The organism is Saccharothrix espanaensis DSM 44229, assembly GCF_000328705.1.
GTDB classification, from domain to species: Bacteria; Actinomycetota; Actinomycetes; order Mycobacteriales; family Pseudonocardiaceae; genus Actinosynnema; species Actinosynnema espanaense.
The window spans coordinates 595,699-619,386 of record NC_019673.1 but is presented as its reverse complement, the minus strand read 5'-3'; the positions used below and the strand labels follow the sequence as shown (position 1 = coordinate 619,386).

At 72.9% G+C, this 23,688-nt stretch carries 22 protein-coding genes; 15 read left to right on the top strand and 7 right to left on the bottom strand.

The annotated features are described in order from the left end of the window. Nucleotides 1–126: 126 nt before the first annotated feature. A complete protein-coding gene (locus BN6_RS02990; RefSeq protein WP_015098050.1) occupies nt 127–2,496 on the bottom strand; it encodes a helix-turn-helix transcriptional regulator in 2,370 nt (789 codons plus the stop codon). 8 nt (nt 2,497–2,504) lie between these two features. Beyond that, entirely contained in the window at nt 2,505–3,755 is a 1,251-nt protein-coding gene (locus BN6_RS02985; RefSeq protein WP_015098049.1) for an Hsp70 family protein, read from the bottom strand. 250 nt (nt 3,756–4,005) lie between these two features. On the opposite strand from BN6_RS02985, the gene BN6_RS48335 reads away from it, so the two are divergent. The 3 genes from BN6_RS48335 (at nt 4,006) to BN6_RS02970 (ending at nt 8,322) form a co-directional block, all read left to right on the top strand. Further along, a complete protein-coding gene (locus BN6_RS48335; protein WP_041311769.1) occupies nt 4,006–4,923 on the top strand; it encodes an IniB N-terminal domain-containing protein in 918 nt (305 codons plus the stop codon). 128 nt (nt 4,924–5,051) lie between these two features. Continuing rightward, the gene (locus BN6_RS02975) at nt 5,052–6,839 is read left to right on the top strand and encodes a dynamin family protein (protein ID WP_015098047.1); all 1,788 of its coding nucleotides are present in this window, start codon (nt 5,052–5,054) and stop codon (nt 6,837–6,839) included. Nucleotides 6,840–6,951: 112 nt separating this feature from the next. Further along, a complete protein-coding gene (locus tag BN6_RS02970) occupies nt 6,952–8,322 on the top strand; it encodes a GTPase domain-containing protein (RefSeq protein WP_015098046.1) in 1,371 nt (456 codons plus the stop codon). 95 nt (nt 8,323–8,417) lie between these two features. Here the strand turns inward: BN6_RS02970 and BN6_RS02965 are convergent, their stop codons facing one another. Then, nucleotides 8,418–9,233 carry a LysR family transcriptional regulator gene (locus BN6_RS02965; protein ID WP_015098045.1) on the bottom strand — a complete coding sequence of 272 codons (816 nt, stop codon included), beginning with the start codon at nt 9,231–9,233 and terminating at the stop codon, nt 8,418–8,420. Nucleotides 9,234–9,309: 76 nt separating this feature from the next. On the opposite strand from BN6_RS02965, the gene BN6_RS02960 reads away from it, so the two are divergent. Then, nucleotides 9,310–10,125, top strand: coding sequence for a PhzF family phenazine biosynthesis protein (locus BN6_RS02960; protein ID WP_015098044.1), 816 nt, complete (start codon nt 9,310–9,312; stop codon nt 10,123–10,125). Nucleotides 10,126–10,294: 169 nt separating this feature from the next. Here the strand turns inward: BN6_RS02960 and BN6_RS02955 are convergent, their stop codons facing one another. Then, nucleotides 10,295–10,720, bottom strand: a complete 426-nt coding sequence (locus tag BN6_RS02955) for a nitroreductase family deazaflavin-dependent oxidoreductase (protein WP_015098043.1) — start codon at nt 10,718–10,720, stop codon at nt 10,295–10,297. A gap of 344 nt (nt 10,721–11,064) precedes the next feature. On the opposite strand from BN6_RS02955, the gene BN6_RS02950 reads away from it, so the two are divergent. Beyond that, complete coding sequence (locus BN6_RS02950; RefSeq protein WP_015098042.1) at nt 11,065–12,057, top strand: LysR family transcriptional regulator; 993 nt, start codon at nt 11,065–11,067, stop codon at nt 12,055–12,057. Between the two features lie 75 nt (nt 12,058–12,132). On the opposite strand, the gene BN6_RS02945 is transcribed toward BN6_RS02950, so the two are convergent. Beyond that, on the bottom strand, nt 12,133–12,948 hold the full coding sequence (locus BN6_RS02945) for an NAD(P)H-binding protein (RefSeq protein WP_015098041.1): 816 nt from the start codon (nt 12,946–12,948) through the stop codon (nt 12,133–12,135). Between the two features lie 95 nt (nt 12,949–13,043). Between BN6_RS02945 and BN6_RS02940 the strand changes: the two genes are divergently transcribed. The 5 genes from BN6_RS02940 to BN6_RS02920 all read left to right on the top strand — a co-directional run bounded on the left by BN6_RS02940 (nt 13,044) and on the right by BN6_RS02920 (nt 17,094). After that, nucleotides 13,044–13,418 (top strand): winged helix-turn-helix transcriptional regulator, encoded by a 375-nt coding sequence (locus BN6_RS02940; protein WP_015098040.1) that lies wholly within the window; start codon nt 13,044–13,046, stop codon nt 13,416–13,418. Between the two features lie 151 nt (nt 13,419–13,569). Continuing rightward, a complete protein-coding gene (locus BN6_RS02935; protein WP_015098039.1) occupies nt 13,570–14,631 on the top strand; it encodes a gamma-glutamylcyclotransferase in 1,062 nt (353 codons plus the stop codon). A 92-nt stretch (nt 14,632–14,723) separates the two neighbouring features. After that, nucleotides 14,724–15,320 (top strand): DUF4232 domain-containing protein, encoded by a 597-nt coding sequence (locus BN6_RS02930; RefSeq protein ID WP_015098038.1) that lies wholly within the window; start codon nt 14,724–14,726, stop codon nt 15,318–15,320. Then, nucleotides 15,321–16,106 (top strand): alpha/beta hydrolase, encoded by a 786-nt coding sequence (locus tag BN6_RS02925; RefSeq protein ID WP_041311763.1) that lies wholly within the window; start codon nt 15,321–15,323, stop codon nt 16,104–16,106. Nucleotides 16,107–16,251: 145 nt separating this feature from the next. Next, nucleotides 16,252–17,094 (top strand): helix-turn-helix domain-containing protein, encoded by an 843-nt coding sequence (locus tag BN6_RS02920; protein WP_015098036.1) that lies wholly within the window; start codon nt 16,252–16,254, stop codon nt 17,092–17,094. 211 nt (nt 17,095–17,305) lie between these two features. On the opposite strand, the gene BN6_RS02915 is transcribed toward BN6_RS02920, so the two are convergent. Further along, nucleotides 17,306–18,052, bottom strand: a complete 747-nt coding sequence (locus BN6_RS02915) for an SDR family NAD(P)-dependent oxidoreductase (RefSeq protein ID WP_015098035.1) — start codon at nt 18,050–18,052, stop codon at nt 17,306–17,308. Nucleotides 18,053–18,181: 129 nt separating this feature from the next. Here BN6_RS02915 and BN6_RS02910 point away from each other — a divergent pair, with 129 nt between their 5' ends. The 5 genes from BN6_RS02910 (at nt 18,182) to BN6_RS02890 (ending at nt 22,816) form a co-directional block, all read left to right on the top strand. Next, nucleotides 18,182–18,976 carry a hypothetical protein gene (locus tag BN6_RS02910; protein ID WP_015098034.1) on the top strand — a complete coding sequence of 265 codons (795 nt, stop codon included), beginning with the start codon at nt 18,182–18,184 and terminating at the stop codon, nt 18,974–18,976. Nucleotides 18,977–19,110: 134 nt separating this feature from the next. Then, nucleotides 19,111–19,371, top strand: coding sequence for a hypothetical protein (locus BN6_RS02905; RefSeq protein WP_015098033.1), 261 nt, complete (start codon nt 19,111–19,113; stop codon nt 19,369–19,371). Nucleotides 19,372–19,375: 4 nt separating this feature from the next. Further along, nucleotides 19,376–19,627, top strand: a complete 252-nt coding sequence (locus BN6_RS02900) for a hypothetical protein (RefSeq protein ID WP_015098032.1) — start codon at nt 19,376–19,378, stop codon at nt 19,625–19,627. A gap of 1 nt (nt 19,628) precedes the next feature. Next, on the top strand, nt 19,629–22,391 hold the full coding sequence (locus BN6_RS02895; RefSeq protein WP_015098031.1) for an FtsK/SpoIIIE domain-containing protein: 2,763 nt from the start codon (nt 19,629–19,631) through the stop codon (nt 22,389–22,391). Then, nucleotides 22,388–22,816 carry a hypothetical protein gene (locus BN6_RS02890; protein ID WP_015098030.1) on the top strand — a complete coding sequence of 143 codons (429 nt, stop codon included), beginning with the start codon at nt 22,388–22,390 and terminating at the stop codon, nt 22,814–22,816. Before BN6_RS02895 ends, BN6_RS02890 begins: the two co-directional genes overlap by 4 nt. A 462-nt stretch (nt 22,817–23,278) precedes the next feature. Here BN6_RS02890 and BN6_RS02885 read toward each other — a convergent pair whose 3' ends face one another. Continuing rightward, nucleotides 23,279–23,683, bottom strand: coding sequence for a GNAT family N-acetyltransferase (locus BN6_RS02885; protein ID WP_041311761.1), 405 nt, complete (start codon nt 23,681–23,683; stop codon nt 23,279–23,281). Between the last annotated feature and the right edge of the window lie 5 nt (nt 23,684–23,688).

Genomic DNA, 23,688 nt, shown 5'->3' with positions numbered 1-23,688 from the left:
TCGCGCCCACCGAAGCCCGCGTTCCCGCTGTTGGACCTCCACGACGCCGCGCTGCCGCAGGTGTACGGCCACCTGCCGCCGCGGCCGGTCACCGGCCGTGGCTCTGGCAGCAGGGGTGAAGGAGGGTCAGCCGATGATCTGGCGGAGTTGGTCGAGCAGTTCCGCGCGGCTCGTGCAGCCCAGGCGTTGGCGGATCCGGGCCACGTGGTGCTCCACGGTCTTGGCCGAGATGAACAGCCGGTCGCCGACCTGCTTGTAGGTCAGCCCGCCGACCACGAGTTCGGCCACCTCGCGCTCGCGGTCGCTGAGCTTGCCGGCGTCGGCGGGTTCGGCGGCGGGCTCGGCGGGTTTGCGCGCGGTGCCGGTCGGGCGGCCCTGCAACAGGCGCGCGCAGTCCAGCAGGCGCACCATGGCCTGCCGGTCGGAGGTCCTTATCGCCGCCTGGCCCGCGAGCCGGGCCGCGTCCCACCACTGCCCGGCGGCGTGCAGGCCGCGGGCGGCGCCCTCCACCTGGTCCGCGTCGACCTTGCCCGCCACCACGTCCAGCCAGCACTCCGCCGCGGCCGACACCAGCGCGCTGTACCGGCCGCGGTGCGCGGCGGCGGCCAGCGCCGCCGCGTGCTCCTCGGCGGCCGACGTCTCCTCGGCGATGATCGCCGCGTGCAGCAGGCTCCAGTGCAGCGGCCCGGCCCACAGCGGTGGATCTCCCAACTGCCGCAACAGGGTCCGGGCCGCGACCAGGTGCGGCGCGAGCCGGTGCTGGTCGCGCAGCCGGGCGGCGGCCGCGGCGAACTCGCCCAGCGGCAGGAACGTGTAGAGGTCCACCGGGTGTCGCAGCACGGCCTCGCACGCCTGTTCCCAGGTCCGCTTCAACGCGGCCAGGTCGCTGGTGCGCCGGGCCACGCCGACCTCCAGCGCCACCGCGAAGATCCAGTCCCGGGGCTCCAGCGGCCGGCCCGACTTGCGCAGTGCGATCAGGGTTTCCCTGGCCTGCACGAGGTTCCCGCGGGCCATCGCGGTCCACGCCCGCAGCAGCCGGTGCCGGACGGTCATCAACGTGCCGCCCAACGACGTGGCCAGGGCCCGGTCCAGCACCGACTCGGCCACCGCGAGCTCGCCGGCGTGCAGCGCGACCAGCCCGGCGAGCGCGGCGGGCGTGTCCGGCAGCAGCACCGCGCGCCCGGCGGGTTCCAGCAGGCCGACGGCGCGGACCAGGGTGGACAGCGCGGTGGTCGGCGCGTCCCCGATGGACTCCAGCACGCCGTGCGCCATCAGCGACGCGCCGCCGTCGAGCATGGTGGGCGGCGCGACCGGCAGCGGTCCGGTCGGCACCCGCCCGGTGCCGACCTGGCCGACCACCGCGAACGCCGCGGACGTGGCGGTGGGCGACCAGCGGTGCAGTTCGGTGCTGCGGGCGAGCTGGCCCCGGTGTGCCAGCGCGATCGCGGCGACCTCGGCGGCCGCGCCCCGGTGCTCCTGGTCACCGGCCGTGATGACCCGGTCGGCCAGCCGCAGCGCGGCGTCCAGGTCGCCGGACATCGCCGACGCGGCGGCCTGCCGGACCGCCACCTCGGCGTCCGGCGTGCCGACGGCGGCCAGCAGCCGGGCGGACAGCGCCGGGTCGGTGGGCAGCGCTTCCCGTGCGGCGGCTTGGAAGGCCTCGGCCACGGCGGGTCCGCCGACGCCCGTGCCCAGCAGCGGCCGCACCAGGTCGAGCACCGGTCCGCCGGAGCGCAGTTGCAGCTCCGCGAGCCGCTGCCGCACGGCGATCCGCCGGTCGGTGCGGCTCAGCGCGGCCACGGCGGTCCGCGCGACCGGCAGCAGGCTGCCGTCCGAGGCGAGCAGCCCGGTGGCCCGGCCCGCCTCGATCACCTCGCCGACCGCGTCGGAGTCCTTGTCCAGCAACGCTGCCAGCAGGTCGAGCCGGAGCCCCGCGCCGGCCTCGGCGGCGAGCAGGAACTTCTGCACGTCCGGTTCCAGCCAGTCCAGGTCGGCCCGGAACGACGCGATCACGTCGGCCGGCACGTCGGTCGAGGTGAGCCCGGCCAGCCGCATCACGAACCGGGGCACGCCGCCGGTCTGCTGGTGCACGAAGTCGGCCAGCGCGCGCCCGGCGGCGGGCAGCGCGGCCCGCACCTGCTCGCGGGTGAACGGCGCGGGCATCAGCGGCGCGCGCACCCGGCCGAGCGCTTCGGCCAGCGCCGCCAACGCCCGCGACCGGGGCCACGGCCGGTAGGCGACGACGATCGTGGCGTCGGCCCGTTCGACGGCCGCGCGCAGCGACCGCAGGTCCGCGTCGCCGAGCAGGTGGGCGTCGTCGACGATCGTGACGTCGGCGGCGTCCCGGTAGGCCCGCTCGACCTCCCGCAGCACGGTGGTCTTGCCGTACCCGCCGGGCGCGAGCACGCCCAGCCGGAGCACGGCGTCGGGCGCGGCGGCGATCTCCGCCAGCACCTGGCGGGTCGGGTCGGACAGCAGAGGGCGTTCGGAAGTCATGCGGGGGCTCAACGGCCGTCCTCGGCTCGGTCGCGGTCACGGGACCGCCCGGTTGCCGCCAGCCCGCGCACGGCGCGCTTCACGGAGCGCCGTTCGGGCAGGTCCAGCGGCGTGATGTCGATCGGCGGGCGGGGCGGGGGCGCGCTGAACTCCTCGTCGGACGCGGGGGAGAACTCGCCGACCGGGAAGCGCAGCAGCGGGTCGTCGTCGCGCACCAGCACGGAGGTCTCGATGGGCTCGGGGTCGTCCGGCCCGAGCAGCAGGTGCCGCCCGGCCAGCGCCGCGCCCTTCGCGACCGCCGTCTCCGGCGCGGCCTCGAACACCACCCGGCCGGGCAGCAGCGACGAGATGAGCGGGATCCGCGCGCTGCCGCCGACCAGCGCGGTGACCTCCAGCGGCGTGCCGCGCACGACCCGTTCGAACACCGCCACGGCGTGCTCGACGTCCGGCCGGACCAGTTCCTCGAACCGGGCCCGGGTCAGCGGCACCTCGACCGCGCCGGAGGGCAGGTGCACCGGGATGGCCGTCTCGAACGTCCCGGACAGCACCCGCTTGGCGGCCTCGCAGTCCCGGCGCAGCCGGGCGTGCAGGCCACGCGTGCGCGGGTCGTCCGGGTCGAGTTCGGTGAACGCGCGCCCGAGGGTGCCGCGGACGTGCTGGAAGACCAGGTCGTCGAAGTCCGCGCCGGCCGCCTGGTCCACGCCCTCGGCCCAGGACACCAGGTCGAACGGCGGCCGCACGACGGCCGCGCCGAACGCGTGGCTGCCCAGGCTGAACACGCCGACCGGGCCGCGCCCGAAGCAGGCGGCGGCGGCCAGCGGTTCGGCCAGCAGGGTGACGTCGGGCAGGCCGACCGAACGCAGAGCGCGGTGGACGAGGTTCTTGGCGTGCGGTCCCCAGCCCGCCGGGTGCGCCAGCACGATTCGTGAAGCGGCTTCACCTTCACCGTCGGCGACCCGGTCGGCCACCCACCTCACCAGCAGCGCGGTCAGCTCCTCCGCCGGGTACAGCTCGGACCCGAGCGCGACGGGCACCTCGTCGCCGACCCGGCGGGCGAAGCCGGTGGCCGTCCAGCGCGGGTCACCCGGCTCACCCACGGCGAACGCGCCGTCGGCGGTGAGCTGCAAGGACGTCGCGACCCCGCCACCGGGGCCGCCGAGCCCGACGAGTTCGGGCTCGGCGCGGCCGGCCCCGCCGAGCCGGCAGACGGCGGCGGCGGTGCGGGTGGTGCCCACGTCGACCCCGAGGACGTACGGCAACTCGGAGCCTCCTCGCCTCGGCCGGTCGCGGTAACGGGTCCCAGTACGTACACGGGGCTACCGAGGAGTCACAACTGGATCCCCTAACCCCCTAGGGAGTGAACGAGAACCACCCCATCGTGGTTGCGGGATCTACTGGGAGTAATCCCCGATGGCCGCGGCTCCCCCGGTCAATACCTTGATCGTCGTGGCTGGACCTCCCCCTGCCGGTCCTGCCTTCCCCGACCGATTCGACCAGGAGACACCCATCATGGGCACCAGCCCCACCACGCTGCACGACTTCGTCCTCGACCTGCTGGGCAACCCCGCCCGGCTGGCCGACTTCCAGGCCGACGCCGAGGGTGCCTTGGCCGACGCGGGCCTGAGCGACATCAGCGCTCTGGACGTGCAGGAGGTCCTGCCGCTGGTCCTCGACTACGTGCCCGCCGGGAGCCTGCCCGCTCTCGACGGCGCGGTGCTCAACGACCTCCCGCTGGACGCGGTGGACGCCACCGGCGCCATCGGCCAGCTACAGGCCGTGGCCCAGCAGCTGTCCCTCTCGGGCGTGTCCGGCACGTCCGACGTGAACCTGGCGGCGGCGGGCGCGCTGAGCGCCGACGCCAACGGCCTGGAGGTCTTCGGCGGCCTCTCCGGCTGGGGCCTGGCGGACGTCGTCGGCTCCGTCGACGCGTCCGTGGCGGGTGACTTCTCCGCGGTCGGCGACGTGACGCACACCCTGGACGGCACGTTGCCCACCGCCACCGGCCCGGTCCACGACCTGGCCGGCACGGCGACCGGTTCCCTGGACGTCGCCCACGCGGGCGGGGTCACCGGCGCGCTGCCGGGCACGGACGGCCTGACCAGCCCCGTGTTCGGCGCGGTCGACACGCTCACCGGCGTGGTCGACGGCGTGACCGGTGGCCTCGCCGGCAACCTGACCGGCTCGCTGGCCCCGAACCACCTGACCGGCGCGCTCGACGTGGACGGCCTGGCCGGGCTGCCCCAGCGCGAGCTGGGCCCGGAGACCGTGGTCGACACCGTCGAGGACACGGCGGGCCACCTGTCGAACGCCACCGGCGTGAGCGGGATCACCGACCAGGTCGGTGCGATCGACGTCCCGCTGCTGGGCGCGGGCCTCAACGACCTGCCGCTCGTCGGTGGTGGCGACATCAGCGACGCGCTGTTCTAGAACACCGGCGACGCGCTGTTCCAGGGCTGTCGCGAGCGGTGGTGTGAGAGTGGGGGCCGGTGTCGTCCAGCGGGCGACGCCGGCCCTCTTTCACCTCACCGGGTGAATACAGCAGACTCTTCCGGGTGATGTCCGCACCCTGGCTCGACGTGCTCGACGACACGATCCGGTCCTGCGCCGCCCACAACCGGCCGGACCTGGCCGCACGGCTGCGCGAGACACGGAGCCGCCAGCTCGACCCGAAGCTGCGGGTGCTCGTGCTCGGCGAGCCCAAGCAGGGCAAGAGCCAACTGGTCAACGCCATGGTCAACGCGCCGGTCTGCGCGGTGGGCGACGACGTGACCACGACCGTGCCGACGTTCGTGCAGCACGCCGAGACCCCCAACGCGACCCTGGTCCGCACCATCGCGAACACGCCGACCGAGCGCATCCCGGTGCCCATCGACCAGCTCGCCGACCAGGTCAGCGCGGGTCACACCGGTGAACTGCTCAGAGCCGAGGTCGGCATCCCGCGAGCCCTGCTCACCTCCGGCCTGGTGCTGATCGACACGCCCGGCGTCGGCGACCTGCGCCCCGCGCACACCGCCAGCACGTTCGCCGCGCTGCTCCAGGCGGACGCCGTGCTGATGGTCTCCGACGCGACGGCCGAGCTGACCGCGTCCGAGATCGAGCTGCTCAAGCAGGTCATGACGTCCTGCCCGAACGTCACCGTGGTGCTGACCAAGATCGACATCGCGGCGCAGTGGCGGCGGGTGGTCGAGCGCAACCGCGCCCACCTGGCGCGCGCGGGCGTGGCCGCCAAGCTGATCCCGGTGTCGGCCGCGCTGCGCCTGCGCGCCGCGAAGACCGGCGACACGGCGCTCAACGCCGAGTCCGGCTTCCCGGAGCTGCTGGCGTGCGTGCAGCAGGACATCGTCGCGGCGGCCGACGTGCTGGCCCGCCGCACGGTCGCGGTGACCGCCGCGTCCGCCATCAAGCAGCTGGTCGCGCCGGTCCGCGAGGAGCTGACCGACCAGGGCCCGCAGACCACGATCGCCAAGCTCACCGAGGCCCAGCGGCGGATCGACGAACTGCGCCGGCGGTCCGCGCGCTGGCAGACGGTGCTCTCCGACGAGATGGCCGACCTGGTGTCGGACCTGGAGTACGACCTGCGCGACCGGACCCGGCGGATCCTGCGCGAGGTGGACAAGACGTTCGAGACGGCCGACCCGGCGCGCGGCTGGCAGGCGTTCGAGGACTGGCTGGAGGACAACCTCACCGAGGCCGCCGCGACCAACTTCACCTGGTTGCTCGACCGGTCGGAGTGGGTCGCCGAGAAGGTCGCGCGCAGCTTCCCGGTGCACCGGGAGGACCTGATGCCCGAGTCGGTGTTCCCGGCCGACGTGCTCGACCGGGTGTCCAAGATGGACAAACCGGTGATCGAGCGGTTCACGGTGAGCCAGAAGCTGTTCACCGGCCTGCGCGGCTCGTACGGCGGGGTGCTGATGTTCGGCCTGGTCACCAGCCTGGCCGGGATGCCGCTGATCAACGTGATCTCGCTGGGTGCGGGCGCGCTGTTCGGCGGCAAGTCCATCCTGGACGAGAGCGACCAGCGGCTCAAGCGCCGCCAGGCCGCGGCGAAGGTCGCCGCCCAGCGGCACGTGGACGACTTCTTCATCAAGTTCAGCAAGGACTTCCGGGACGCGGCGCGCACCATCCAGCGCAGCCTGCGCGGCCACTTCAGCACGCTGGCCGACGACCTCCAGGAGACGCTGCTGGAATCGGCCCGCAGCGCGCGCAGAGCGGTGCAGGCCGACGCCGCGGAACGCGAACGCCGCGCCCGCGAGGCGAAACGCGAACTGGACCGGCTCGTCCAGCTCTACCAACGGGTCCAAGCTGTCGCGGGCAGCGCCCCACCCCTCGGGATCAGCGCATGACCGCTGGGTTCCGGCGCACGGGTGCTGGGCGGTCTGTGGGTGCTGGGCGAAGGGCAGGGCGGCGCGTGGGTGCTGGTCGGCGCGTGGGTGCGGGTAGGAGCGGGGGCGGAGGGTGAGCCTCGCCGACGAGGTGTGGGTGTTGGTGGAGGAGGCGCTGGCGGTCTACCGGGACAGCCCGCGAGCGGTGGCGTGGCTGCGGGGGCACCAGGCGCGGTTCACCGAGCCGGTGCGGGTGGCCGTGGCGGGTGCGCCGCGCAGCGGCAAGTCGACCGTGGCGAACGCGCTGATCGGCGAGGAGTTCGTGCCCACCGGCGCGTTCACCTGGTACCGGGACGGCGAGCGCCCGCGTGCCGCGATCGGGCCGCACGAGGTGCCGATCGCGCGGCGGGACGGCCGGGCGTTCGTCGACGCGGGTGACGCCGACCGGGTCGACGTGCAGTGGCCGTCGCGGTCGTTGCGGGACCTGACGCTGATCGACACGCCCGCGGGCGCGCCGGTCGAGCAGGTGTACGGCGAGGCGGACGCGGTGCTCTACCTGACCAGGCACGTGCACAGCACGGACCTGCGCTACCTGCGGACGGCGCACGACCACGCGGTGGCACGGGCCGCGCCGGTGAACACGGTGCTGGTGCTGGCACGGGCCGACGAGATCGGCGGCGGTCGGATCGACGCGCTGTCGTCGGCCAAGCAGATCGCCCGCCGCTACCGGCGCGAGGCGCAGGTGAAGCCGTTGTGCCAGAACGTGATCGCGGTCGCCGGGTTGCTGGCCGTGGCGGCCCGGACGTTGCGCCCGGACGAGTTCACGGCGTTGACGTCGCTGGCGTCGTTGGCGCGCACCGAACTGGACGACCACCTCCTGTCGGCGGACCGGTTCGTCGGCGACGACTTCCCGGTGCGCCTGGACCCGGCCGTGCGACGAGGGCTGGTGGACCGGTTCGGCATCTTCGGCGTGCGCCTGACCACGACCCTGATCCGACAGGGCTTCGACACCCAGGTGCGGCTGACGGGCCAGCTGGTGCAGCGCAGCGGCCTGGGCGAGCTGCGCGAGTCGATCGGGGCCTACTTCACCGAACGGCAGGACGTGCTGAAGGCGCGTTCGGCGTTGCTGGGCCTCGACGTGGTGCTGCGCAACGAACCCCGCCCCGGCTCGGTGGGGTTGGCGGCGGCGGTGGAGCGGATCCTGGCTTCGGCGCACGACTTCCGCGAGCTGCGCCTGCTGGCGGCGTTGCAGAGCGGCCGGACGAAGCTGCCCGGCGAACTGGACGGGGAGGCCACCCGCCTGGTCGGCGGGCTGGGGACGAACGTGGTGGCACGCCTGGGAATGGACTACCAGCCGGACGAGGCCGAGCTGCGCCACGTGGTGCTGGACGCGGTGGGCCGGTGGCGCGAACAGGCCGCGAACCCGGCGTACGACCAGGGACAGCGGCGGGCGGCGGCCGTGGTGGTGCGCAGTTGTGAAGCGATGCTGGTCGGGCTGTCCTGACGGCTGTCTGGGCCAGGAGGGAGGAGTGGAGTGTCCTCGCACCAGTGCGTGGGTTGAGCGGTGTGGTGGCGGGTGGCTGAGCGGTTGTGGCGCTGTCAGCTGAGGGCGTCGGCGACTGTGCGGACGGCGGCGGAGGGGGTTCGGCGGGGGTCGGTTACCAGGAAGAGGGTGCTGTCGGGCAGTTCCCGCACGCGGTGCAGGGTGCCCGCGTCCAGTTGTTCGGAGACCGCGACGCGGGGCAGGACAGCCCAGCCCAGGCCCGCCACCACGCACGACCTGACCGCCTCGATGCTGCCGAACCGGGTGATGTGGGGGGTCGCGGGCAGCTCGCGGACGAAGCGTTCGGTGTAGGAGCAGCCTTCCTCCAGCAGGAAGTAGCGCTCGTCCAGTGGCACGCCCGGCGCGGCGACCAGTTCGATGGGTTCGACGGCGATGGCGTTGACCTCCAGGCCGGGGGCCACCACCGAGTCCTCCAGCACCAGCCCCAGGTCCAGTCCGCCGCCGCGCACGCCCGTGATCGCCTCCCGGGTGCCCACCGGGGTGAGGTGCACGGTGATGCCGGGCCAGCGCAGTGCCACGTCCGCGATCCGTTGCGGCAACCGGTAGGCGCACACCGATTCCGGCGCGCCGATCCGGACGTCGCCCTCCACCGCCGTGCTGCCGCGCACGGCGTCCCGCAGGCGTTGTTCGGCGGCCAGCACCTCCCGCGCGTTCTCGACCGCCCGCCGACCCGCCTCGGTCAGCCGGGCCCCGCTGGGCAGCCGGTCGAACAGGCGGGCGCCGAGGTGTCGTTCGAGCGCCTTGACCTGGCTCGTCACCGTCGACTGCACGAGGTGCAGCTGGGTGGCGGTGGCGGTGAAGCTGCCCGTGCGCGCGAGAACGAGGAGTGTGCGCAGGAGACGGGTGTCCATGTCATCGACAGTACCGATCGTGCTCATCGCAGAGAATCGTTTGATTCGATATGTCGGGTGATGGAGGCTGGAGCCCATGACAGACGTGCTGCGCTACACCGCCTTCACCACCGACCCGGCGGGCGGCAACCCGGCCGGCGTGGTCCTCGACGCCACGGGCCTGGACGACGCCGGGATGCTGGCGATCGCGGCCGAGGTCGGCTACTCCGAGACGGCGTTCGTCCTCCCGCACGACGAGCCCGACGCGTTCCACGTGCGCTACTACAGCCCGGAGGTCGAGGTCCCGTTCTGCGGGCACGCCACCGTGGCGACGGCCGTCGCCATGAACCGCACCGGCACCCTGGCGTTCCACACCAGGGCGGGCCGGGTCGCGGTGGACACCGACGGCCGGACCGCCACCCTGACCAGCGTCCCGACCTCGTCCACGCCGGTGCGCCCGGAAGACCTGGACCGCGCGCTGGACGTGCTGCGCTGGGAGCGCGACGACCTCGACCCGCGCTACCCGGCGCACTGGGCGTTCGGCGGGGCGCGGCACCTGGTGCTGGCCGTGAAGACCCGGGAACGGCTGGCCCACCTCGACTACGACTTCGACGGCCTGCGCGACCTGCTGACCCGCAACGACGCCGTCACCGCGCACCTCGTGCACCAGCGGGAAGAAGACGTGTTCGACGCCCGCGACCCGTTCCCGGTGGGCGGTGTCGTGGAGGACGCGGCGACCGGCGCGGCGGCGCTGGCGTTCGGCGGCTACCTGCGCACGCTCGGCCTCGTGCCCCGGCCGCGCACGCTCACCATCCACCAGGGCGTGGACCTGGGCCGCCCCAGCCTGCTGAGCGTCGACGTGCGGCCCGATCGGGACCAGGTGCGGGTGACGGGCGCGGCCGTGCCCCTGTGAGCGGATCGGACCCGGAGGAGGCAGAGGAGCCGGGGAGGTCAGAGGACCCCACGAGCGCGACCGGGTGGGGGCAATGCGGGACGTTCATGGCCGCGCCGGGGGTGTTCTGGCGCGGCCATGAGGCGTTCGAGGGGGCTGTGTGGGCCGGCTCTGGCGGTGCGAGGGGGTGTCAGACGCGGTCCAGGACGACCACGGGGATCTCGCGGTCGGTTTTCTTCTGGTAGCCCTCGTAGTCGGGCCAGACCTCGTTCATCAGCTTCCACAGCTCGGCGCGTTCGTCGCCGGAGGTGGTGCGGGCGGTGGCGGTGAACTCGTCCGCGCCCACCTGGACGTCGACCGTCGGGTTCGCCTCCAGGTTCTTGTACCAGGCCGGATGGTCCGGCGAGCCGCCGTAAGACGCCACGATCACGTACGCGTCACCGTAGGGCTGGTAGATCAACGCGGTGCGACGAGGTTGTCCGGACTTTCGGCCGATCGTCGTAAGGAGCAGCGTGTAGACGCCGGACCGCCACTCGTGACCTTTCGCGCCATCGGATTCGATGTAGTTGCGGATGTGCTTGTTCACCCAGCCGACGGGGCTGTCAACTACTGCCATGGTCTCGACGCTACCGAGAACGCGGCGGGGCCGCCGGTCGCTACTCCGCAGTCACGACCGGCGGCCCGCAACGGGGTGGGGACGTCCGCCTCGCACCCCCTTGGCCAGTCACCGGCTCCCCGGCGTTTCCCGATACCTCCGCCCGCGTAAACGGTGTTCGGGTCGCTCGACCACGTCCGTGGTGGCACGTGGGGGGGTGGGACGGGACGGCCACAGCTGTGTGGCATCCACACTCAGTAGATCTGGCTGGCGCGCATGGCTTCCTCTCCACTTCACGGGGACTTCGCCAACTATGGCGGCCGCGAGGGGTGGCGGCTCATTCAAAAGGGGGATAGAAGAGCGTTATGCCCGAGCTTGAACTCCGCCACCTCCGCGCGGTGTGCGCGATCGCCGAAGAGGGAAGTCTCACCAAGGCCGCGATCAGGCTGGGCCTGACGCAGCCCGCGATGAGCGCCCAGCTCCGGACGGTCGAACGCATCGTGGGCGGGCAGCTGTTCGATCGCACACCGGGTGGCAGTGTTGCCACCGACCTGGGCAAACAGGTCGTCGGCACGGCCCGGTTGGTGCTCGACGAAGTGGAACAACTGGTCAGCCTGGCGAAGGAGAAGACCCGCGACGGAACACCCGGACCGCTCATCGTCGGTGGCGTGCCCACCCTGTTCTTCGGCCACTTCGTGGAGGAGCTGCGCCGGACCATCCCGTGTTCGGAGATCCGCACCGAGATCGCCCCCGGCGGCTCGGACCTGCTGGAACTGCTGGTCAACGGCCAGGTGCACCTGGGCCTGATCGACCGGTTCGAGGGCATGGAACGCCGGGAGCTGCGCGGTCTGGAGATCCGTCGGCTGATCGCCGAGCCGCAGTTCGTCGCCCTGCCCGACTGGGACCCGCTGGGCGAGCAGGACGAGGTCGACCTGGCCCAGCTGGCCGACCGGGACTGGGTCGCGCCGCCGGACGAACTGGTCGGCAACCGGCTGCAGATCTTCAGCGTGTGCGCCGAGGCGGGGTTCACGCCCCGGCTGACGCACCACGTCAACGAGGCGTCCAGTGCCCGCAGCCTGGTCGCCAAGGGCGCGGTGTCGTTCGCGCTGCCGCAGTCGCGCAGCGGCGACGGGATCATCATCAAGTCGCTGCGCGGGGCCCCGCTCGTGGTGGACCTGATGCTGGCGACGCGGCGCGAGGGTCCGGCGGCGGGGCGGGCGCACGACGTGTTCGCCTGCGCGGCGCGCGCCTACCACGCGGTGCTGCCCCGCAACCCCGGCTACGCGAAGTGGTGGGCGGAAAACCCGCAGGCCCATCCGGAAATCGACGCGGCGCTGATCCTGGCGGGTGACCGGTAACCGACAACGTCCGGAACGGGAAACTCCGAGGTCCGTTTTCCGGGCCTCGGAGTTTCCTCATTGACGGGTCGGGGGTCAGGCGAGCGCGGCGCGCACGGCGTCCTCCACCGGGGTGGCCGGGCGGCCGAGAACCTTCTCCAGGTCTGGGCGGACCTCGGACAGGGCGCCCCCGGCGATGGTGACCTCGATGTCGGTCAGCAGCTCGGCGACGAACGCGGGCAGGCCGAAGCCCTCCAGGGCGGCCGTCCGCTGCTGGGCGGTGACGCGCTGGTGGGTGGTGCCGGCGAGGGCCGCCAGTTCGTCGAACGTCCACGCGCGGGGGCCGGTGAACTCGTGGACGGTGTTCTCGTGGCCGGCGGTGGTCAGGGCGATCGCGGCGGCCAGGGCCAGGTCGTCGCGGGAGGCGCTGGCGATCCGGCCGTCGCCGGCGGCGGTGACGATCGGGCCGTGGCCGAGGTTCCGGGTGTAGTTCTCGTGGTACATGCCGTTGCGCAGGAACGTGTACGCCAGGCCGGTCGCGCGGATCAGCTCTTCGGTCGCCTTGTGCACCTTGGCCAGGCCCAACGGGGACGTGTCGGCGTCGGATACCGACGTGTAGAGGATGTGCCGCACCCCCGCGTCCACGGCTGCCGCGACGGCCGCGCGGTGCAGGCCGATGCGCACCTCGTCGGGGCCGTCGGCGGAGACCAGGAGCAGCTTGTCCACGCCGGCGAAGGCGGTGGCCAGGGTCTCCGGGGCGGCGAAGTCGCCGTGCCGGACCTCGACCGGCAGGTCGGCCCTGGCCGGGTCGCGGACCGAGACGGCCAGGTCGGCGGCGGGCAGCCGGTCCAGGGCGTGCTTGACGACGAGGGAGCCGAGGTGGCCGGTCGCGCCGGTGATCAACGTGGTCATGCCGGCAACGCTAGGGTCGACGCTAACTATTCGTAAGTACCCACTTTTGCGTGGGGTACTTACGTCTGAGGAAGTGTGCAGGTAGGGTCGTCGCCATGGGCATGAGAGGTGACGTGTACGACCGCAACTGCCCGTCGCGCGAGATCGCGAACCACGCGACCAGCCACTGGGGCAGCCTGGTGCTGGGCAAGCTGGTGGAGGGCACCAAGCGGTTCAGCGGGCTGCGGCGCGCGGTGCCGGGGATCAGCGAGAAGATGCTCGCGCAGACCCTCCAGGCCCTGGAGCGCGACGGGCTGGTGCTGCGCGAGGTGCGCCCGGTGATCCCGCCGCACGTCGACTACACGCTGACCCCGCTGGGCACCCAGGTCGCGGAACAGATCCGAGGACTCTTCGGGTGGATCGAGGACAACCTGCCCAGCCTGCTGGCCGCTCAGCAGGCGTACGACGCGCGGCGCGTCGATAACGTGTGACAGGTCACGTCTACCCCTCCGATCTGGATCGGTCCACCGGGCGCGGGCGAGGGGTGCGGAGCGGCTTGGTCGACGCAGAGATCGGATGTCTGGCCTGTCAGACAATCCCAACATGGCGTGAATTCCGGGTGAGCTTTGCCAGAATGGGCCCATGACGCAGCCCTTCACGGACGATAGCCACCCGGCCGAGCCCTACCCGGGCGCTCGGCCGGGACACTGCTTCGTGCACCTCGACGGGGCGGGCTGGCCGGTCACCCCGGACCCCGGCGCCGACTCCGGGTGGCGGGTCGCGCCCGACGGCCAAGATCTCGACGACTGGCTCGCCGACCACGGCGAACCACCCCTGGCGGACCGGATGCCGGTGCTCGCCTACGGCTCCAACGCCAACCCCGCCAAGGTCACCTGGCTCCGCGAAGAACTCGGCCTCACCGGCCCCGCCGTCGTGCTGCGGGCCCGCTGCGAGGGCCTCTCGGCGGTCTGGGCCGCCGGGCTGCGCAAGACCGACGGCCAGCGCCCGGCGACCCTCGCCGCCGCCCCCGGCGTCGAGGAGGAGCACGCCGTGTGGTTCGCCACCGCCGACCAGCTGCGCGTCCTCGACCGCTGCGAGGGCCGCGGCCTGCGCTACCGCCTGGTCCGCGTGCACACCGGCAAGGTCACCCTGTTCGACGGCGCGGTGGTCGACTCCGTGCTCGCCTACACCGGCGCGGGCACCCGCCGGATGCCCCTGCTCGCCAACGGGCGGCAGGTCCGCTGCTCGGAGGTCGACCAGCGCGGCGCGCGCACCCTCGGCGGGCGGCCCGCCGAGAGCGACGGACTGGAGGTCACCCCAGTGCACGGCGACCCGTCATCGGACGACTGGCCGGACCGCCTGTTCGTCTACGGCACCCTCCAGCCCGGCATGGTCGCGTGGCACCTCGTGCGGCCTTACGTGACCGGCGAGCCGGAGCGCGCGACACTGCCCGGCACCCTGCTCGACACCGGCCGCGGCTACCCCGCGCTGCGCCCCGGCGACGGTCCCGGCGTGCCGGGTCACCTGCTGCGGCTGGAGTCGCCCGAGGACGCCCTGCCCGTGCTGGACGAGTACGAGGGCGAGGAGTACCGGCGGACCCGGGTCACCATGCCGGACGGCCGGGTGTGCTGGACCTACCTGTGGACCGCCGACGCGACCGGTCTGGTGCCGCTCCCCGGCGGTTGGGTCGAAAACCGACTGTGACGCGCCCGATACGGTGAATTCCTGTCGAAGCGACCCGCCCTTGCGCCGAATGGGTACGTCCTCCTGGTAGGACCACGATCCAGGAGGTGGACATGAGGCGACTCGTCCTCTGTGGCGCGCTGGTGCTGCTGGGCTCCGCGTGCGGCAGTCCCCAGCAGGCCGCGGACACGTCGACGCTCCCGACCGCGCCCGCCACGACCACGACCCCGCCGAGCGGGGGCAGCGTCGTGCCCGTGCCGCCGACCACGGGCGCGCCGGAGACCCCGGCGTCCACCCGGTGCACCGCGTCGTCGCTGGCCGGCGAGGTCGGGTCGGTGGATTCGGGCGCGGGCAACCGGTACGCCAAGTTCGTGGTGGCCAACAACGGCTCCGCCCAGTGCACCCTGAACGGCTACAGCGGCTTCCAGCTGCTCGACGGCGCCGGGCAGCCCCTGCCGACGAACCTCCAGCGCACCGAGGACCCGGCCCCCGTGCCGATCACCCTGCCACCGGGGGCGCAGGCCGCGGCGAACCTGCGCTGGACCGTCGTGGCGACCGGTGACGAGCCCGTCGAGGGCCCGTGCGAGCCGGAGCCGGCGAAGGCCGCGGCCATCCCGCCGGACGAGACGCAGCCGATGACCGTGGCGTGGAGCCACGGCCCGGTGTGCGGCGGCGGGAAGATCGAGATCAGCGCGTTCTACCCTGCCTAGGTGATCCAGTCGAACGTGCCCGGCCACGCCGGGGAACTCGCCGTGCGGACCTGGCCCAACCTGGAGCCGTCCTGGCTCGCCGTCCTGGTGCACGGGTACGGGGAGCACAGCGGCCGCTACGGGCACGTCGCCGAGCGCCTGGTCGAGGCCGGCGCGCTGGTCGTCGCGCCGGACCACGTCGGGCACGGGGAGTCGGCGGGCGAGCGGGCGCTGATCCCGTCGTTCGACGGCCTGGTGGCCGATGTCGGCGCGGCGGTCGAGTCCGCGGCTGCGGACCTGCCGGTGGTGCTGGTCGGGCACTCGTTCGGCGGGCTGGTCGCGACCCGGTACGCCCAGCAGCGCCGGGTGTCGGCGCTGGTGCTCTCCGCGCCCGTGCTCGGCACGTGGGAGGGCTTGGACGTGCTCGGGCTGGACGAGATCCCGGACTCACCGATCGACCCGGAGGCGCTGTCGCGCGACCCCGAGGTGGGCAAGGCGTACGCGGCCGACCCGCTGGTCTGGCACGGCCCCTTCAAGCGGCCGACGCTGGAGGCCGTGGAGCGGGCGCTGGACGAGGCGAACTACGGGCCGACGCTGGAGGACCTGCCGACGCTGTGGCTGCACGGCGACGCGGACCCGCTGGTCCCGCTGGCCGACACCCGGACCGGGACGGACCGGATCCGCGGCCTGCTGTTCGAGGAGAAGGTGTACCCCGGCGCGCGGCACGAGGTCTTCAACGAGACCAACCGGGACGAGGTGCTCGACGACGTGGTGGCGTTCGTGCGGCGGGTGCTGGAGCAGCGGTAGTTCCGGCAGCGGTGGTTCGAAACTTCATCCGATTGAGGCACGCTCACAACCTTGGTCCGGTACGCACAACGTGGCACGCTGGAGTCGTGAGACCGCCGTTGTTGCTGCAACACGGCTTTCCCGACAGCCCAGCGGAGGTCCGTCCATGCCGAGGAAGGCGGCCGGCGCGCACGAACGCGCGCTGGGAGCCGAGCTGCGCGGCCTGCGCGAGGCGACCACGCCGAAGCTGACCGTGACGGCTGCCGCCGCGCGGCTCGGGTGGAGCAAGTCGATGCTGTCGAACTTGGAGAACGGCAAGCGCAAGATCTCCGGCGCGGAGGTCGACGCGCTGCTGGCCGTGTACCGGGTCGCCGACGACCGCCGCGCCGCCCTGGTGCGGCGGGCGGAGCGCGGGCAGGGGCCGGGCCTGTGGGAGCACGACCTGCCCGGCCTGCCGCCGGAGACCAACGCGCTCGCGGGCTACGAGCAGGAGGCGACCCGGATCGTCGACTGGGAGCCGCTGCTGGTGCCCGACCTGGTGCAGACCATGGAGTACACCCGGGCGTTCCTCACCGGCGACGGGGTGGACGCGCGGGACGTGGAGGTCCGGTTGATGGCCCGGCTGCGCCGCCAGCAGGTGCTGGGCGGCGGGGTCGAGTACGTGGCCCTGGTGGGCGAGGCCGCGCTGCGCACCGCCGTGGGCGGGCGCAGGGTGATGGCCGACCAGTGGCGGCACGTCCTGCGCGCGACGGAGATCCCCGGTGTCCGGTTCGGGATCGTGCCGTCGGCGGCCGTGCACCCCGGCCTGATCGGCCCGTTCCGCCTGCTGGAGTTCCCCTCCGCGACCCCGGTGGCACACGTGGAACTCCGCCGCTCGGCGGTGTTCCTGGAACGCGCCGAAGCCACCCCGTACGTCACCGCCGCCACCCGCGTCGAGGCCGTGACCCTGGGCCTGGGCGACTCGTTCCGCCTGGTGTCGGCCCGCATCACGGAACTGGAAGGCTACTGAGCCGACCGCCGCCGAGCCGGGCGTCCGTCGAGCCGGGCGTCCGTTGAACCGGGCGTCCGTCGAGCCGGACAGTCTTGTGCCACAGGCGATCAAGCCGACGGCAGCGCGGCCTCGGCGGGATCGGCGAGCAGGACGACGAGTCCGCCACCGCACCAGGCCGAGCCACGTCGGGGCGGGCCATGTCGGGCGGGGCCGGTGCGGTGGCGGTGGGTTACCAGGTCTGGTCGGTGGGGCGGACCAGGAGTTCGTTGACGGCGACGTGGTCCGGCTGCTGCACCGCGTACAGGACCGCGTTGGCCACGTCCTGCGGGTGCAGTTGGCGCAGGTCGGCGATGCGCTGTTCGACGGCTTCGCGACCGGCCGGGTCGGTGATGTGCTCGCGCAATTCGGTGTCCACGACGCCCGGCTCCACCACGGTCACCCGCACCCCGCGCCGGGTGACCTCCTGGCGCAGCGACTCGCTGAACGCGTTGAGCCCGGCCTTGGTGGCGTTGTACACCCCGGTGCCCGCCCGCACGACCCGCGCCGCCGTGGACGACACCTGGACCACCGCGCCGCGGCTGGTCAGCAGGTGCGGCAGGGCGGCGTGGGTCAGGAACATGACGCCGAGGAGATTTGTCGACACCATCCGCGTCCAGTCGGTGGTGTCCGCGCCCTCGATGTCGCCCAGCAGCATCACGCCCGCGTTGTTCACCAGGACGTCGAGCCCGCCGAACGCCTCGACCGTCCGCGCCACGGCGGCCCGGCACGCGGCCTCGTCGGTCACGTCGAGTTCCAGCGCGAGCACCTTGACGCCCTCGCCCGCCAGCCGCTCCTCCAACGCCGCCAACCGGTCCACCCGGCGCGCGGCCACCACGACCGACGCGCCCGCGCGCCCCAGCGCGACGGCGGTGGCCTCACCGATGCCCGACGACGCCCCGGTGACCAGTGCGACCCTGCCCTGAAGGTTGTTCGACATGTCCCCCAGCAAACACGCTGGAGCGTGCTCCAGGTCAAGCCGGTGACCTGCACGACTCCACTCGGACGTCGGCACTGGGCCAAGCCGGGGAAGACCGGGCGCGGGCGTTCGTGGACAATTTCCCCTGCGATGGTGGGAGAAGACCTGGAGCTGCTGATCACCGTGGTGGTCGCGGCCGACGACGAGCGGCAGGCACGGGCAGCCTGTGCCGGCCTGCTTCGGCGCGTCGGCGGTCAGGTGGTGCAGGCGGGCGACTGCTCCGACGAGGAGCCCGGCTGCTGGTCGGTGACCGTCAGCCGGTCCAGCGGCGAGCGCGCCACGCAGAACGTGGCGGGTGCGCTGGCCAGGGCCGTCCGGACGTTCGTCCGCTCGCTGGGCGAGCAGTTCCCGATGCCCCGGGTGGCCTGCGAGCCGCCGACGGCGTGGACCGTGCTGGAGGACCCTGGCCTGCTCGACGAACTCGTGCCGGGCGCGGAGCGGCTGCTGGTGGAGGCCTGGGCCGGTGGCGACCCGCAGCGCCGGGACGCCGTTCCCGAACCCGACGCGGGGGTTGCGGCGGAGCCGGAAGCGGGTACCCGGCTGCTGTTGCGGGTCGACGTCGCGACGGACCGGTCCGCCGGTGCGGAGTGGCAGGCGCGGGCGGTAGCCAGTCGGGTGGCGCGCAGTGGCAAGATCACCCGAGTGGCTCCAAACGGGCATCTACTGAGCGTGCACGTCGATCTCGGATCGAGTGTCAATTCGCCCACGGTCGCGCTACTGGACGCGGTGTCCTCGTTGGGCCGTTCGGGATGGACGCCCGTGCGGTGGGCGGGCGACTCCGCTACGACGCGCTGGTCAGCCCTACCTGTCCCACCAGCCGGGATCACCGAGTTGGAACTCACCGCGACACCGGCCTCGGCATTCGTGTGGACGGTGCCCGACTGAGATCAGCATGACTAATCCGATCGAGTGGATTTGCATTACCACCCGGTCAGCCGATCTTGCTTGTGAAACGCGCGACCTTCGGTACTACTTTCAACTATAGGAACTCCGGCGTTATGGGAGGGGCGGGATCCGACATGGCCAGCATCGAAGAGGTTCGCGCCGCGATAGACCAGGCCGTCGACAAGGCCACCCAGAGCCAGCAGGCCCTCCAGCAGGCGGCCGACCTCGCCGAAGACGCCCAAGCGCTGCTCAGCACGGCGACCCAGGGCAGCGTCCAGGCCGACGTGGAACAGGCCAACGGGCAATTCGCCGAAGTGGTGAGCGGGGTGTCCGACCTCCAGAAGTTCCTCAGCGCCGGCATTTCGCAGGCCGAAAGCATCAACAGCAGGCTGTGAACACGTGACGTCGGTCGGCGAGGTCAAGCTCGCGCTCGAACAGAGCTGCGAGTTCCTCCGCGATGCCTACCGCAGCGTCCGGGAGGCGCAGGCCGCCCTCGACGAGGCGGTGGACCTGCTCGTCGAGGCGAGCGCCAACCACCACGAGTCCCTGGTCCCCGCCGGGTTCGTCAAGGCCCGGGAGCGGTTCGCCGACGAACTCGACCTGATCGTCGGCAGCCTGGACCTGGTCCAGCGGCTGGCCGTGGAGCTGTGACGTGATCAGGCGCGACGAGCGCCGGCGGCGGATCGAGGACTCCTTCGAGGAGTTCCGCAGAGCGGTGGCCGCCGCTCTCGGCAACGCCTCGCGCGAGCTGCGCCAACTCGCCGACGACCGCGCCCGCGACATGTTCGAGGTGATGCTGCGCGGCGAGGGCGTCGACCGCGCGCTGGCCGACCCGCTGCTGGCCAAGGCGTTGCGGAAGGAGGCGTTCGAGCAGCAGCTCGCCCGGACGCTGATCGACCGGGTCGAGGCGTTCCGCGAGTGGTCCGAGGCCGGGCCCGCGCAGCTGACCGCCCTGGTGAACGCGGTCGCGCCCGGCCCGGCGTCGTGGCCGCCGGAGGTGTGGCTTGGCCGGCCCGGCACGGCGGACGGCAGCGACGGCGTGCCCGAGCTGTGGCGGATCGGCACCGGCGTGGTGCGCGGCGCGCCGGAGCCGCAGTCGTTCCCGGTCGCGGTGCCGCTGCTGGACCACTCGCACCTGCACGTGTCCTCGGTGCCCGACAGCCGCGGCGCGGCCGACGCGCTGGTGGAGAACCTGCTGCTGCGGCTGGTCAGCTACTTCCAGCCCGGCCTGGTGCACGTCCACGTCTGGGACGTCAACCAGCTCACCGGCTCGCTGCCCGGCCTCTACCCGCTGACCCGCGCGGGCCTGCTCACCGTGCACGACCCGGCGCGGCTGCACGAGCTGCTCGACGAGCTGTCCGACCACATCCGCCGGGTGCACACCGGCGTGCTGGTGGAGGGCCACCAGTCGGTGCGCGCGGTCGGCGGCCGGCGGACCGAGCCGTGGCGGGTGGCGGTGCTGTTCGGCAACCGCCAGGCGCTCAAGGAGGAGCACCAGCAGCAGTTGCAGCGCGTGGCGCGCAACGGTCTGGCCTGCGGCGTGCAGCTGTTCATCGTCGACATCCCGGTCACCGTGAACTCGCCGATCGAGACGGTGTCGATCGCCGCCGACCACACCGCGACGTGCACGATGACCGGCAAGCACGTGACGGTGGAGCTCGACCCGCAGTTCCCGCAGAACCAGGTGCCGCTGGCGTGCGCGGAGATCGCCAAGAAGCGCGAGGAGCGCCGCACCCGGCTGAGCACGTTCGCCGACCTGCTGCCGGAGTCGCTCTGGCGGGAGAGCTCGGCGGCCGGCGTCGTCGCCCCGGTCGGCTACGACGAGGGCGAGCCGGTGCACGTGGGGCTCGGCGACACCTCGCCGCACGCGCTGATCGGCGGCCCGAGCGGCTCGGGCAAGACGAACTTCCTCTACGCGATGCTCGGCAGCCTGGCCGCCCGCTACCACCCCGACGAGCTGGAGCTGTACCTGCTCGACTTCAAGGAGGGCGTGTCGTTCGCGCAGTTCGCGCCGGGCCGCAAGGACCCGACGTGGCTGCCGCACGCCCGCCTGGTCGGCGTGAACGTCAACACCGACCGCGAGTTCGGCGTGGCCCTGCTGCGCTTCCTGGCCGACGAGATGCGCCGGCGCGCGGACGCCGCCAAGCGGCACGAGGTCACCAAGCTGGAGCAGCTGCGCGAGGAGGACCCGGAGGGCCACTGGCCGCGGATCGTCGCCGTGGTGGACGAGTTCCAGTACCTGTTCGGCGAACGCGACCAGGTCACCCAGCAGGCCACCCAGCTGCTGGAGGACGTGGCGCGGCGCGGCCGGTCGCAGGGCATCCACCTGGTGCTGTCCAGCCAGGACGTCTCCGGCATCGAGGGGTTCTGGGGCAAGTCGGCGATCTTCGAGCAGTTCACCGTGCGCATCGCGCTGCCCAAGGCGCGCCGGGTGCTGGCCGAGCCGCAGAACGACGCCGCGGTGGAGCTGCCGCGCTGGCACGCCGTGGTCAACCACGAGTCGGGCGTGCGGCCGGGCAACGAGATCGCCCGCGTCCCGGACTCCACCGGCAGGGGCACGTTCGACCGGCTCCAGGCGGAGCTGCACGCCCGCCGCCCGGCCGAGCTGTCCGAGCCGATCCTGTTCGACGGCAGCAAGGTGCCCAACCTGCACACCCTGCCGGACTTCCAGGCCCTGCGGCCCGGCGAGAACCCGACCGTGCTGCTCGGCCAGGTGATCGACGTGGCGGGCAGCGCGGCCAAGGTGCGGTTCGCCCGCACCCCCGGCCGCAACATCGCCGTGATCGGCTCGCTGCCCGAGGACGCGGCGGGCGTGCTGAGCGGGGCCGCGCTCTCCCTGGCGCGCCAGCACGAACCCGGCCAGGCGACGTTCAGCCTGGCCTGCCTGGCCGAGGACGCCTGGCCGTACGCGGACAAGCTGTGCAAGCAGCTCCAGAACGCGGGCCACACGGTGGAACTCTCCGGCCTGGGCGACATCCGCAAGCTGCTCGACTCGAGGGCCGCGCGACTCACCGCGGCGGTCAAGGGCGAGACGGGCATCGCGCTCGACCCCCACTACCTGGTCGTGTACGCCGTCGACGGCGCGCACACCCTGCTGGAGAAGAAGGACGACACAACCCGTCTGTCCGGAGTGGACAGTCTGCGCACGGTGCTCAAGCACGGTCCGGAGAACCGCACCCACCTGCTCGGCTGGTGGCGCGGTCCGCAGCGGCTGAAGAACAGCCTGCCGCCCGGCGTGTACGACGACATCGGCGCGTGGCTGGCCTTCGACGTCCAGGGCAAGGAACTGCTGTCGTTCGGGCCGGAGCAGGTCATGGCGTGGTCGCCCCGACCGCGCCGGGGCCTGTTCTTCGACCGGTTCGAGCATTCCCGTCCGCAGGTGGTCATTCCGTTCGACACCGGGGAGGAATCATGATCAGCCACGCATCGGTCGTGCCCGCGCAGCGCAGTGGCGACACCGGGTCCGAGGTGGCCGAGGTTTCCGCGGTGGAGCGCTACAAGGAGATGGTCGGCCTGGCCGGCGCGGCGGTCGAGAAGATGCGCGACCAGGACCGCGACCGGGTGCGGGACCTGCTGGCCCGGCTGGCCGCCTCGCAGGACCGGATGGCGGAGCTGATCGAGCAGGAGAAGCTGACCCAGGTTGGCGTGCGCCTGCTGTGGGAGGCCGCGGTCGAAGCGCTCTGGGAGGAGCGCTGGATGCAGATGAAGCCGGTCCCGGAGCCCGACGAGTCGGTGCCGGCCCGCGACCAGCGCGACTACCTCACCGCGATGGACGTGGCCTACCAGTCGCTGGAGGACACCCTCCAGAAGCGCGGCCTGTTGCGGCGCAAGAGTTCCTAGCCGGCCGGCTGGACAGGCGTCGCGGCCCGGTCATCCGGAGACGAGCCGCGACACCCACGTCCCACCGTGGCGGGCGGCGCAAGGGCGCGCAATGCCCGCCGCCCGCTCAGCGCACGCCGGGTGGGCCGTCCGGGCACCGGGCGCCCCGGCGGCGCGGACACCGGGTGACGGCCTGCGCCGCGCAGGTGAACCCGCGGGCCGTCGGAACGGCCGGTCGACACCGAGGGCAGGCGGGTGTTCTCCCGCCGGGTCGCCGACGACGAAACTGCGCTGTCGACCGGATGGCGGCCGTCCTCCCGGCGCTGGAACGCGCTCTCGACCTGACCACCCAGGGGCCGTTGGTCCTGCTGACCGGCTTTCCAGACCCCGGCCGCGCTCCGGGAGGTCGGCGTCGACGCCCTGACGGTCTGGCTGCGCGGCCCGCAGATCCGCGGTGACGATCCGATCAAGAGTCGTGGGCCGTCAGAACGTCCAGGACAGCGACACGGTCGGCTCGGCCTCGGCCTTCACCTTCGCGTAGGTCGCCAGCGCCGCCGCGTTGTCCGGCTCGGTGGCCGTGAACGCGCCGAAGCACCCGCGTTCCCGGGCCAGCAGCAGCAACGCCTCGACCAGTGCCGTCGCGATCCCGCGCCGCTGGAACTCGTCCTCGACGCCGAGTTCGTAGACGAACATCTCGGTGCCCTTGTCCGGGTGGGTGGTCTCCACCCCGGTGACGAAGCCCGCCGCCTGCCCGTCCACGTACGCCACCAGCAGGTGGTTGCCGTCCTCGGCCAGGAACCGGCGGGTGGCGACCTCCCGGGGCGGCTCGTCGAACAGCCGGCCGGCCGCCGACACCGCGTCGAACGAGGTCACCCGGCGGATCTCCATGCCGG